Origin of the sequence: Streptococcus vulneris (assembly GCF_019218685.1) — a bacterium.
Classification (GTDB): Bacteria; Bacillota; Bacilli; order Lactobacillales; family Streptococcaceae; genus Streptococcus; species Streptococcus vulneris.
Genome location: NZ_JAHUZC010000002.1, coordinates 158,979 through 170,724, shown reverse-complemented (window position 1 = coordinate 170,724; position 11,746 = coordinate 158,979). Strand labels below are relative to the sequence as shown.

Here is an 11,746-nt window from a genome sequence, read left to right as displayed (position 1 = left end):
CTGAGGGCTTCTAGTTTATCCATGGTGTTTTAGTTGTCCAGTACGAAACCAAGCGAAATAGGGGGTGAATATGAAGCCTACGCCTACATTTGCCAACATTTATGCTTCTAACTCTTGTAGTAAGGTTAAATCTAAACCATCAAGGTCAACATCTATTTCAAAATCTATGTTTAAATCGATGTCTATATCCATGTTTAAATCTATCTCCACATCCTCTAATTGGATATTCTCCAGATCAATCAAAAAATCTTCAATTATGTCATCCCCCCTCACTTAAATCTCAACATTTCTCAACAAAACACCACAAACGCCTACTTATATGCTTCTAGCTCTCCGTTCTGGTGGATTCTCGCAAAGTTTAAGACGGCTATCTGTTTATATCGGTGGTAGCTAGTGGAGCTAGTACCTGCCATCTCTACGCATTCACTCATTGTTTTCTTCCTCATGTAGCAATAATGGATAATAAAGTATTTTCTGGCTCGCTTGTTCTCTATCTTATTGATGTCGTGGGCGAATATCTCCAACCCCTCACGAATTGCTTTTTCATGCTCACCGCTCAAATTCCACTGATCAGGTAAGACAAGTTCCCAAGCCTCTTCATCTATCCTAACTTGGTTTTCACTCCCTGCCATCCTCTGGAATCTCAGAAAGTAAGTCATCCGCTCTCTTACGTTCATCATCGTTTTAAACTTATCCAGCTCCATTAGTTTGCTCCTTCATGATATAATATTATTGAGATTATAGCTGAGGCGGAGCGCCTTGGCTTTTTTTGCTATTTCTCTATGTTCGCTCTAGCTTCAAATGCTTTCCCGTGAGAAAAAATGTACAATGACGGGTGAAGCTCATAGAGGCGCGTGGGGAGGGAGATAGCCCCCGTATCTCCTTATGGTTTGATAAGCAATTAAGGGATGTTTTTATCTCTCTTATTTCCTTGTCATTCTGCAAGCAATTAAGGCAAGTTATTTCTTTGCTTATCTGCTTATCATTTGGTAAGCAACAAATCCAAAATAACAGACTTTTAAACCGCTCTTATCTCCCTGTCATTTGGTAGGAAAATAAGGGGAGTTATTTTAGTTCTTATTTCCTTGTCATTTTGTAAGGAGAAAATCCAAATTAAGGAAGCTAATAAGTCTCCTTATCTCCTTACAGTTTTTCAGGGAGCAAAATCAAAATAAGCGATGTTATTTCCTGTCCTATTCCCTTACCGTTTGACAAGGAGAAAAACGAAAATAAGGAGCTTTTAAATTTATCTTAACTCCCTATCGTTTTGTAAGCAATTAAGAAGGCTTATTGTCGTCCTTATCTGCTTGTCGTTCTGCAAGGAGTAGATCCGAAATAAGAGGGCTAAAAACTTCGCTTATCTGCTTGTCATTTCTCAGGGAGTTAAGAGGGGTTATTATTGCTATTAATTGTTTGATAAATGATAGGGGGATATATCCACTTTTCTCGGCGTTCGCTCGGAGTTCAACACACATAACCCTGCCATTTGTCAGGCATATTTACTGCCACTACCTAATCAAAACCTAAGTATTTCCTGTTTCCTTTTCCTAAACGAATAATTTTTTTATCAAAACACGCGCTCCATTTATCGCACCCTTTTTTTGGAACGCTCTGCTTACTTAAACCCTTGATATATCTAGCTTTTTTTAACATTTAAACCGTCTAATATGTAGTATTTGTTCGTTTTGTAAATTGCACACTACTTCATATCGTCCTACAATCTCAAACCATTCAGCCAAAATCTATCTCCTTTTTTAGTATACTTCAAAAACTTCTTATAGTGCTTACGATACCTGTCACGTTTCATATACCTTGGTCTTTCAGGGAAACCATCAAACATATATCCACCACGTCTAGGACTCCACCCTGGTTCTACCTTTCTGCCTTCTTTTAGTGCAAGCTCCCAGTAGTATTGGCAATCCGTTTTACTACGGTTCAGGGTATGCTTGTGGATATCTAGACAAGTACCGCAACTAAAATACAAATACCGTTTATAAAGCAACCTGCACCGTCTCCCACAATCAGGGCAAAGAAAGAAATATCGATTACCTCCCTTAGTTCCTGCTATTCTGTCTAATTCAAATGACTCTCCACCAAAATCAATCATTAAATTATCCAAATCAATCTCTAAACGTTGACCGTCCAACTCAGCTATACCCTTAGATATTCCTCTCATCTTCATTGGTTTAGTGATTGTTTCTATTGCTAACCGCTTCATTATTTCCCCCTATATGGAAAAACCCAAAACTATTGGGTTCAGTAGTAGTGAAACCACAAAAAGAGGCAATGCCCCTTTGATACTATTCTTCACTGAGTAAGCCACTTACTACCACATCACGGACAAATTGAGCTTGTTTTTCTTTGGGTAGTTGCAAAGCTTCAAGTAAAGACTCTAGAACTTGCTTGTCAGTTCCTGCAATCAACTTCTTAATGATATTCTGGAATTGTCCTTCCAAGTACTCGCAAAAATGTATCCGCTGTGCTTGTGTCGGCTGCACTGGTACTGGTGAACTATCTGCAATCAACAAGAAGCAGGCTTCCGCGATTTGGGCGAATAACTTTGCACGCGCTTCAGGGTGTCTGTATAACTCATAGGCATTTATGCTAGTGTCTTCCGTCCGGAGCTTCTCACCTAGTTCAATCAGTTTAGGCGTATCTTCAAGACATACTGGTGTTGCATCCGCCATAAAATCATCACGTTTGCGATTGAGTTCCTCCAGTTCCTGATCTGCCTGTTCAAAGTATGTTTGTTCTGTCATGTTGTTTTTCCTCTTTCTGTTTTTAAGGGTTTCACTAGTAGTTACATCATTGCAAGGGGGTCGGTACTATCTACCCCATTTTGTTATCTGTATAATACCAATACGATAGCCACCGAATTAAAGGATTCACTAGATGGTGTACCAGAAAATTTAACGCCCAGCACTTCAACAGTTGCCATGAAGTCATTGATCTCTTTCTCAAAGTCTTCTTTTTCCCATCGTCTAGTATATTCAAATAGCTTGGCTTTCATGTATTTTCTCCTTTGATTGGTGTTTAAGTAGTTTTTGTTGACCTTCTTTGGTGTTTTGTTGACCTTCTAGGTTACGCCTTCCACCTTACTCTCCCAAGGGTTTAGGTCACTTGTTGACCATGTTGACCTTCTTTTGAAGTCGTAGCTCTTATATATAAAATATATCTATTTCATTTACATTCTTGTTTTTAAAAAGAAGGTAACAAGGTCAACAAGAAGGTCAACAAATTCCGTAAAAACCCAGTCATATCAACGGTTTAGAGCATTATGAGAAGGTCAACATTATTCTTTTTTAGTTATAGCATGATTTACTCGACCCAGTTTTTGTCTCTCAAACTCCAACGGATCTAGTTTGTCAAAATCTTCAATTCTAACACGAGCCTTTTTGAGTTGATACTTATTAGGTGTTAACTGCTGTAGGTGTCTGATAGTATCTTTTCCTGCCCCGTAAACATTGGGCTTGGGTATTCCCATATCTTCAGCATAATGTTTCAGCGATCTGGTCATTATAAAAACAGGTACTACGTCCAGCTCATGCCAACCTCTTTCCATGTATTCATGCTTAACCCATGAAAGCAAGTAGTCATTATCCTCTTGGTATTCTTCTAACAGGTCTTTGACTGTTTGAGGTTCGATAAAGTGAGTAAATGGCTCTTGATTGATAGCTTTGTAAAGTGCGTATTCTAATACTTCATCGTTGGCCAAAAATTCATTTTTTATCCAAGGTTTTTCCTTCTCCCCGTTAAAGTCAGCATTAAAAGGGACGATCATAATTCTACGATACCAGCCTTTTGTCTTGTTGCCGCCATTGGGGATATAGTTGCCTGAAAAGATATTGAATAACTTGAAAGTAGCTTCAAAGGCTGGGCGTCCTTTGGGATTGACTAGAACAGTGTCGCCACTAGTGATACTCATTAGATCCGACGGATTTTTTAAGTATTCGTTTGGGGCTTCATCTCCGATATTACAAACTTTACCTACCAGGGTTTCTAAGTTATGCTTTTCAGCAAACTGTGCAGGTTTTAAGGCTGATATATTGCTTTCCCCTATTAGATTGATAAGGAAGCGCTGAAATGTCCCTTTACCATTGTTACCGTCCCCGTAGAAGATGGCAAACTTATTTCGGGTATGGTTAGGGTTAATAGCTTCAAGGATAATCTGCCAAAACAGTGTTACCAGTTCACTGTCATTACAAGCAATTGAGTTTAGCCAATCATCAAAAGTTTTGCCCTCTCTATCTGTTGGGACTCGTTTAGGCGCGTGGTAGGCCGTGCTTATCTTACTTGTAATTACATACTTAGGACTAAAGGGGAGTAGCTCCTTAGTTTCTAAGTTGATAATGCCATTCTGTACTGGAATGAGGTTGGAACTTTCTAAAGGTTTTCGTATCTTTGCCAATGTTCTAACCATTAACTTAATCTGAGGCCACTCTCTGGGTTTAATTCTAACGTCAAAGGTCTTACACAAAAGATTGAATAGATCATTACTAGCGGTATAGATACCCTCGTCTAAATCATAGATATAGAGCAAGCTATAATCAGGTATATTGCTCTTGCTGATAAAAGTAAATGTGACAATCTCGCTCAGTATTTTTGCTACTGTGAATGTCTGGGGCATGGCCACCTTTTCGGTAACGTCCCCTGTGGTCTCATTTACCTTAGTTTCGGTATGTTCTGCCCGCCATTCTTCTCCAGCTTTAAAGATACGATTTTCAAGCTCCTTCATCGTTCTAGGAGGTTGTTCTTGCTCTCTGACCTCCAAGATTTCACTTTTTAGGTTTGCTAATTCTTCTAGTTCTATGGTTCTAACCTCTCTTTCTATATTCAGCCCGTGCTATACTGCTAAAAGTGCGGTCTAGCTCCTCAATAGGCAATGGTTCAACTGTCACGCTATTGGCTATCTTAGTAAGTTCATAGGCGGTCTCTAGGTCACAATCAACCCACTTATTAAAGAGTAAACCTACAAAGCGTGTCAGCGCTACGTTTCGCCCTCCCTCGTCTCCAAATCCGTTGAAAAGCGTGTCAATGATCCTCATGGTCATAGATTTCTGACCGCTTGGCCTTGGAGTGTATGGAAGACTTGTAGCATTCTGTTTGACTGGTTCAACCGTTGTCTGTGGTACTGGATAATCAAGTCCATGCTCTACAATTTTTTGATAATTTGCTGGGTTGCCTGTTGTTACTGGTAGCCCTTGGAGTTGTGACCATGTTAAACTGGCCATGTCAAAGGGTAGCCCAATCTTATCAGCAATCTCTTTCACTACCTGCTTATAGGTGGCCTCATTCATCACGTTGTCAGGCTTCACTACAAGGCGAAAACGGGGCTTTTCTAAGCTATGTTTAATAGTCGGGTATAAGATATAGGAGTAGCCAAATAAAGCGCTAGAAACGGCCTTTATAAAGCCCTCAGACGTCCCCTGTATATCGTCATAATCAAGGAAAATCAAATCCCGATAGATTAGACTGGAGTTGTTTCGCTTGTAACTGCCATGCTTTTCTGGCGTCACTTTCCCACTGATACAGTAAGGCGCTTGTGTACGTTTAAATTCTTCAATGTTTGCCCCTTCAGGGACTACCAAAGGCTTAAAGCGTTCAATGTACTGGAACGGCTCAATTTTATCAAATGGATAGACAAGATTACTCTGAAAGCCTTTAGCCTCATAAATTGTCATACTATCGCCCCTTTTTGCGTTTCTTTTTTAACTTCTTCAGTAGCTTTTGTTCTTGGAACTGTTCCAAAGATCTGCCACGGTGCTTATACAATTTAATGTCATGATAATGTCCTCCGCCCTGTGCTGGGTGTGTGTTATATCTACCCATTTTCTACCCCCAGAAACTTCCAGATGTCAGTTATTTTATAATAAACCTTTCTTGTATCTTCAAGCGGTGGATGGTATCGCCTCAACCCTGCTTTTTCCCATTTTTGGAGTGTCAGATATTTTATATCTAACTCGCCCATGACTTCCTGGGCTGAGATTAAACCTGTCAGTCGTGGTTTGACTGTATCACGCGCTTTCAGGTATCTTTCCACTATCTCCAGAATGCCATGCGCTAGGTCTTGCTCACTTTCTCGGCTTAGGCTAAACATATCCGCCCACCTCCTTCAAGGTTTCTTTATAGCTTTCTAGGTCGCTGTTCATCAACACCGCTAGGCGCTTTTCTTCTTCTCGTATCTGATTGTAAAATGTTTTTGCTCCGTCCAGTAGCTCCTCTTTGTTAGCAGGGATAAAATATCCTCTAAATGTCCCATGGCGAACCCCAACAATAGGAACGCTATGGCGCGTGATTAGACGGCTGATAATATCTTGCACGGTTCTTTCTGCTAGCTTAGTGATCAGGCTGATTTCTGCCCCTGTTATGGAGTTCTCAGCCCCTACCTTGATTAGTCTTAATACTCGTTTGTCATTCTCTGATAGACTCATTCAGTTCCTCCTCTCCTTTGCTTTTATTCACAACGGTTATTTGTCCGCTCACTACCCCTTGCAAAATAGCTTTTTGAGTTTCTATGATTGTATCCAAAGTTTTCAAAATAGCTGTCTTAGTCTCTAAATCAAACGCTTGTTTTGTCAACAAGCTCATAGTTACAGCTAACTTTGTTGCATTGTCCATACACGTAGCTAGAAAAATCTCTTTAGTAAAATAAGGTTCATCTGGTATTTTTTCACTATCAAGGTATATCTTCACTATGTAACTCATTTCATCCCTCCGTAAACTCTTACCCCTGCAAGCTGGATATATCGCCCATATTCAGGGTTTAAATCCTCGCTAGGTGTTTCTATCGTCTGTTGGTTTTCTCGCTCTATTTTGACGCTTTTTTTGCGGTCTCGGTGGTTTAGATAAAGCAGTAAGCCAATCAATACCATCATAAAGACAACCGCTTGTGTATTGGTCAAATCTAATTCATTCATGTCATGCCCTCGCTTTGTAATTCTTGATATAGTCCACTTGATCAGTTCGCTCCATCTTCAGGAACTCGTCCACCTCTTCGGTGCTTACCTTTCTATCTACAAAATCAGCAATAAACTGGAAGAGGTTCGGATTTCTCTCCTTGATTTCAGCCATTTGTTTATCAAATTCTGCTTGTGTCATGTTGTCTAGGTCTAGTGTCATTGCATCGCCTCCTCAAACTTCTCTATAAGACAACTTTTATTTACTCTCTGAGTTCCATTTTTAGAGTTAAAAAGAATATCTTTTAAGGTTACAGTAGCCTCTAAATACTCCTTTTCAGCATGCTCTATATACGCCTGTTGCTCTGCTTCGTTCTCAAAAAAGTGCTTGGCTTGGCGTTTAAAGAAGGCTTGTCGCATAGCGTCCATTTCAAAAATACCAGGGGAGAAAAAGACTCCCGTAGTGCTTTTAGAAACTGCCTCGATTTTATAGCTGTCATTCAATTCAGGAAGTTCAATCCAAAGTAAACGGTGTAAATTTTCTTTGATGAATTTTGTCTGATTTGCCAATAACGAAAGTCTACTAAGCCCATTTTTTTCGCCAATTTCTCGCATTTCTGCGCTAATTCTGTCTATATGTCTAGTTAAATTCTCGTATGTTGTTTCTGTCATGTTTTTTACCTTTGTTTCTATGTTGTGTAACTGCCCTGAGGGCTTTTAATGCTTTTTTTCCTGTCACATACCTCACACTCAAAGTTTGGCGATAGAGAGTGTGGGGATTTTTAATGGTTGTTTCTTATACAGTTTTTCTTGTAATGAAGTTCCTCACGCTCAGAGTCGCCAAATTGAAAGCGTGAGAAAGTACCAGTTTTAAGAGTTGGCGCTCTCCGTATGGTCAAATTGCCCTAAATATGCTATAATCTAGGTATAAATCTTTACTAAAACCTCTTTGATAATAGCTTGCCTGCTTTGTTAAATTCGTTTTAGTGTTAGTGTGAAAGGCTCTGCGGTGTGGTTATTGCTAAGCCTTTTTTTGTTGCTCTCACGCGCTTCTTTGGCGTGTTTTTTTATTTCTGAATGCCATAGCCTTGATTTCCTGATAACTCATATTCAAGCCAATCATGGCTATTACCATATCCTCAAAGGCTTGATATTGCTCCAGCTCGTCACTGGTCAAGCTATCGATGCCATTATAGCCCCCACGTTCTTCCCTTAACTGTTTAGCATTCCTATCGGTTACTGCTTTCAGTAGCAGGTTGTTCATAGTGCTATGCGCGTGCTTTGGGGCTTGTTCCCAGTTCTCAATGCTGTCATGCAAGGTTTTTCTTTTTGGCTTTTCTAGCGCCCTCTGCATACGAAACTTAGAAAGTTCCTCACGCATTTCAAAGAAAGCTTTGACCAGGTTCATTTTGAATTTACGAACTGGTGCAGTATTCTTTAGATAAGTGATCAGCAAGGTCGCTTGTTGCTCATTCAAGCGATAGATTTTCATTGGTCTCCCTCGCCCGTCTAATTTACGCATTTCAAATGCGATAATTCCGTAGCTTTCAAAATCAGCTTTATGCTTCCTTAAAAGTTCTTGTATTGTGTGATGAGTGACTTCAGCACATTCAGCGATAATTTCGCTTGTAGTATACGGCTCTTTCTTACCGTCCATGTAGACTAGTTCCATTGGTTTTCTCCTTTCTAGCTATAAAATAGTTCATCTATGGTTATATCTGATTTGATTTCTGCAACCATTGACTTAATCGCTAGGCGTTCCTTGTCATTGAATGGCGTTTTACCTAATTCTTTGTTGTTGTATGACTGCAAAGAAATATCTAGCTTGTCCGCCATCTGTTGTTGAGTTAGTCCTAACATAACCCGATAGCCTCGTAGTTTGCTCATAGCTTTCCCCCTTTCTAAAAAATCCCCCCTCCATGAATAGATTGAAAGTGTGAAAGGTTGGAGGGGGTGGTATCCGATTTGGATAACTTGTGTTTTATTATATATCCGTTTCGGTTAATTGTCAACTGTTTTTTAGATTTTTTTGTATCATTTCTTGATACTTTTCTAAAAATCAGATATAATCATCTTTGAAAGGTGTGATAAATTATGAATAGATTGAAAGAACTGAGAAAACAAAAAGGGCTAACCCAACAAGGATTAGCTGATGAAATTTCTGTATCTAAAATTACCGTATTGCGGTGGGAAAACGAGGAACGCCAAATTAAACCAGAAAAAGCCCAGCAACTAGCTGACTACTTCAAGGTAAGCGTTGGGTATCTGTTGGGGTATGAGGATGACTCTAGCTTAATAAAAGAATTAGGCCAAAAAATTTCTAAAATGTCCGGTACAGAGGCAATGGATTTTGCTTTTACAGAAGAAGGTGACTTACTCGCTGAATTAATGTATCAAGCTGAATTGAAGAAGGAAAAGCAAAACAACAAAAAATTTAGAAATTTTGTTAAGTTCTTAAAAACAAATATAATCGTTTTAAACGATGAAGAAATTGAAAATTTTTACAATATGCTTTTAACTGCTGATTTAAACAGTGGAAATAAAAAGAAATTATTTGAAAAAGTGGCAGATGAAGACTTTACTAAAGCTGTTGATTTCTTAGAAAATAACGGATATACTATCTTTTTCGATAAATCATATAGCGATGACTAATATCTTCTAAACCATCGGCGAAGCCGTAGGCATATATAGAGAGAATTAAAAAGGAGTAAAAAAATTATGAAATTTTGTCCTGAATGCGGAAATTCTGTTGTTGGTTGCAAGTTTTGTCCGAATTGCGGATACTCAATCAATGTGTCACTTACAACTTCTCCCCAAAAAGTAGCAACTCCATCGTCTAGACCTTCTACTGTAAGAAGTAAACGTACTGATAAAGTCGGACCTCTTGAAATAGATAAAAATCATCGTACATATAGAATACATGGAGCAAGAAAAGCAAAAGGTTCATCAGGTCTGATTGGCGGAACTGCTAAAGTTGTTGGAAAAACCACCTTAGCGCTTGGGACAGGCGGTTTATCTTTGATTCCATCTTTAATTAAAAAAGATAAAAATGATACCGACTGGTACTCCTTCGATGATTTAGTATCTTACGAATTAGTTATAAACGATCAGTCTGTTGTTTCCGGCGGTGTTGGACAAGCTTTAGTAGCTGGAGCGGTATTTGGTGTAATAGGAGCCGTAGCTGGCGGAATCGTCGCTAAAAGAAAAGCAACTACCAAGATTTTGAATATGACAATCCGAATAACATCTAACGATTTTACTAAACCAGTTGTTTTTATAGATTTAATTAAAAAACCTGTTAAAAACACATCTAAAGAATACAAAGAAGCTATTGAAAATGCTCAAAAGATTATTGGAGCTCTAGATGTTATTACCCATAATTCATAAACAAAACTCCCCCACCTCGTCGAATACCCCCCTTTTTTCATGGTCTATTGTGCAAAAACAGGGGAATTTGAAGAATAGAAAGCCAATTTTACAGACTAAAGCTAAAAAATAAGCGAAATTGACAAATAGAAAAAGACAAGCTAGCTACTGCCAACTTGTCTAATAGTACCTAACTGAAAATAAGCGAAAGGTTAGGTATTTACAACATCATTATACCACTCTTGCATTTAAAAAGCGACTTACACCATACCCACGCGCCACAATGTCCAACAATCATGAAGCGCGTGGATTCTCAAGCTTCGTTCGAGCTTCAAGCCCATATAAGCCCCATATCTACTAATTTTGTTGATGTCAACAAAAGTCAACTACTCACAATGTTTTAGAAAGGATCTCATGAACGAATTACAATTTTTAATCTATACCGCTGACAACGATAGCGAGACAGCTAGTGTCATCATCAAAGGCGAAACGATTTGGGCTAGTCAGAAAGAAATGGCTAGACTTTTCGATGTCGGTGTTCCTGCAATTAGTAAGCACTTAAAAAATATCTTTGAAGAGGGAGAATTAGAAGAAAAGGTGGTTGTTTCCAAAATGGAAATAACCACAAAACACGGTGCAATTGCTGATAAAACCCAAACTAAGGATGTCAGCTACTACAACCTTGATGCCATCATTTCAGTTGGTTACCGTGTCAATTCCCAAAAAGCTACGAGATTTAGACAGTGGGCTACTTCGGTACTTCGTGAGTACATGATAAAAGGGTTCGCCATGGATGACAACCGTCTGAAACAAGGCGAAAACTTGCTGGAAAAAGACTATTTCCGTGAGCTCTTGGAGCGCGTGCGTTCTATCCGAGCTAGTGAGCGTCGTATATGGTTGCAGATTACAGATATTTTTGCTGAAATCTCTATCGACTATGACCCACAAAGTACGTTGACTAAGCAATTCTATGCTGATGTACAGAATAAGTTTCATTATGCAATCACTGGCCAAACTGCTGCGGAAATTATCTACACGAAAGCAGACCATACAAAAGACAACATGGGGCTTACAACATGGAAAAACTCCCCTAACGGTCGCATACTGCAAGCAGATACTCAAATAGCAAAGAATTATCTTTCAGAAACAGAAATCCGTTCCCTTGAAAGAGGAATATCTAGCTATTTTGATTACCTGGAAAGACAGATAGAACAGCGAAAAGCTCAGACAATGCAACAACTAGCCCAAAGTATTGACCGCTTTTTGACTTTCCAAGAATACGATATTTTAGAAGGTCATGGAAAAATCACTTCCAAGGTTGCGAAAGATAAAGCAAAAGCAGAATACCAACTATTCAACAAAACTCAAAAGATAAACTCGGACTTTGAAAAAACTTTAAAACAGCTAACTGACGATAAAAAACTTTAAATACAAGCCTGTTTACTATAAACAAGCCCATATTAACCCCATATCCGCCTTGCTTC

Annotated in this window: 18 protein-coding genes; 3 read left to right on the top strand and 15 right to left on the bottom strand. The window is 39.0% G+C overall.

Annotation, left to right across the window (positions count from 1 at the left end; translation table 11 throughout):
- Positions 1-99 precede the first annotated feature (99 nt).
- The 15 genes from KUA57_RS02860 to KUA57_RS02790 all read right to left on the bottom strand — a co-directional run bounded on the left by KUA57_RS02860 (position 100) and on the right by KUA57_RS02790 (position 8,783).
- Entirely contained in the window at positions 100-273 is a 174-nt protein-coding gene (locus KUA57_RS02860) for a hypothetical protein (protein WP_185756761.1), read from the bottom strand.
- A 38-nt stretch (positions 274-311) separates the two neighbouring features.
- Positions 312-704 carry a hypothetical protein gene (locus KUA57_RS02855; protein ID WP_061864690.1) on the bottom strand — a complete coding sequence of 131 codons (393 nt, stop codon included), beginning with the start codon at positions 702-704 and terminating at the stop codon, positions 312-314.
- A 1,010-nt stretch (positions 705-1,714) separates the two neighbouring features.
- Positions 1,715-2,218 (bottom strand): hypothetical protein, encoded by a 504-nt coding sequence (locus KUA57_RS02850; protein WP_125446719.1) that lies wholly within the window; start codon positions 2,216-2,218, stop codon positions 1,715-1,717.
- An 82-nt stretch (positions 2,219-2,300) separates the two neighbouring features.
- The gene (locus tag KUA57_RS02845) at positions 2,301-2,759 is read right to left on the bottom strand and encodes a hypothetical protein (protein ID WP_061864688.1); all 459 of its coding nucleotides are present in this window, start codon (positions 2,757-2,759) and stop codon (positions 2,301-2,303) included.
- A gap of 83 nt (positions 2,760-2,842) precedes the next feature.
- The gene (locus tag KUA57_RS02840) at positions 2,843-3,010 is read right to left on the bottom strand and encodes a hypothetical protein (RefSeq protein WP_185756753.1); all 168 of its coding nucleotides are present in this window, start codon (positions 3,008-3,010) and stop codon (positions 2,843-2,845) included.
- A gap of 282 nt (positions 3,011-3,292) precedes the next feature.
- On the bottom strand, positions 3,293-4,735 hold the full coding sequence (locus tag KUA57_RS02835; protein WP_125446717.1) for a DNA primase family protein: 1,443 nt from the start codon (positions 4,733-4,735) through the stop codon (positions 3,293-3,295).
- A gap of 79 nt (positions 4,736-4,814) precedes the next feature.
- Positions 4,815-5,681 carry a primase alpha helix C-terminal domain-containing protein gene (locus KUA57_RS02830; RefSeq protein WP_125446715.1) on the bottom strand — a complete coding sequence of 289 codons (867 nt, stop codon included), beginning with the start codon at positions 5,679-5,681 and terminating at the stop codon, positions 4,815-4,817.
- A gap of 140 nt (positions 5,682-5,821) precedes the next feature.
- Positions 5,822-6,097, bottom strand: coding sequence for a hypothetical protein (locus KUA57_RS02825; protein ID WP_061864686.1), 276 nt, complete (start codon positions 6,095-6,097; stop codon positions 5,822-5,824).
- Positions 6,090-6,431, bottom strand: a complete 342-nt coding sequence (locus KUA57_RS02820; RefSeq protein ID WP_000058833.1) for a hypothetical protein — start codon at positions 6,429-6,431, stop codon at positions 6,090-6,092. The genes KUA57_RS02825 and KUA57_RS02820 overlap by 8 nt, the downstream gene beginning before the upstream one ends.
- Positions 6,412-6,705, bottom strand: a complete 294-nt coding sequence (locus KUA57_RS02815) for a hypothetical protein (protein WP_061864685.1) — start codon at positions 6,703-6,705, stop codon at positions 6,412-6,414. The genes KUA57_RS02820 and KUA57_RS02815 overlap by 20 nt, the downstream gene beginning before the upstream one ends.
- Entirely contained in the window at positions 6,702-6,917 is a 216-nt protein-coding gene (locus tag KUA57_RS02810) for a hypothetical protein (RefSeq protein WP_061864684.1), read from the bottom strand. The genes KUA57_RS02815 and KUA57_RS02810 overlap by 4 nt, the downstream gene beginning before the upstream one ends.
- A 1-nt stretch (position 6,918) precedes the next feature.
- A complete protein-coding gene (locus KUA57_RS02805) occupies positions 6,919-7,119 on the bottom strand; it encodes a hypothetical protein (RefSeq protein WP_061864683.1) in 201 nt (66 codons plus the stop codon).
- Positions 7,116-7,568 carry a hypothetical protein gene (locus KUA57_RS02800; protein ID WP_061864682.1) on the bottom strand — a complete coding sequence of 151 codons (453 nt, stop codon included), beginning with the start codon at positions 7,566-7,568 and terminating at the stop codon, positions 7,116-7,118. Before KUA57_RS02800 ends, KUA57_RS02805 begins: the two co-directional genes overlap by 4 nt.
- A gap of 370 nt (positions 7,569-7,938) precedes the next feature.
- On the bottom strand, positions 7,939-8,568 hold the full coding sequence (locus KUA57_RS02795; protein ID WP_125446713.1) for a Rha family transcriptional regulator: 630 nt from the start codon (positions 8,566-8,568) through the stop codon (positions 7,939-7,941).
- Between the two features lie 14 nt (positions 8,569-8,582).
- Positions 8,583-8,783: a helix-turn-helix transcriptional regulator gene (locus tag KUA57_RS02790; protein WP_125446711.1), complete on the bottom strand. Its 201-nt coding sequence runs from the start codon at positions 8,781-8,783 to the stop codon at positions 8,583-8,585.
- Positions 8,784-8,990: 207 nt separating this feature from the next.
- Here KUA57_RS02790 and KUA57_RS09565 point away from each other — a divergent pair, with 207 nt between their 5' ends.
- The 3 genes from KUA57_RS09565 to KUA57_RS02775 all read left to right on the top strand — a co-directional run bounded on the left by KUA57_RS09565 (position 8,991) and on the right by KUA57_RS02775 (position 11,690).
- Positions 8,991-9,548 (top strand): helix-turn-helix domain-containing protein, encoded by a 558-nt coding sequence (locus KUA57_RS09565; protein WP_228113243.1) that lies wholly within the window; start codon positions 8,991-8,993, stop codon positions 9,546-9,548.
- A gap of 66 nt (positions 9,549-9,614) precedes the next feature.
- Positions 9,615-10,283: a zinc ribbon domain-containing protein gene (locus KUA57_RS02780; protein ID WP_061864681.1), complete on the top strand. Its 669-nt coding sequence runs from the start codon at positions 9,615-9,617 to the stop codon at positions 10,281-10,283.
- Between the two features lie 393 nt (positions 10,284-10,676).
- The gene (locus tag KUA57_RS02775) at positions 10,677-11,690 is read left to right on the top strand and encodes a virulence RhuM family protein (RefSeq protein ID WP_001004339.1); all 1,014 of its coding nucleotides are present in this window, start codon (positions 10,677-10,679) and stop codon (positions 11,688-11,690) included.
- The last annotated feature ends 56 nt before the right edge of the window (positions 11,691-11,746 follow it).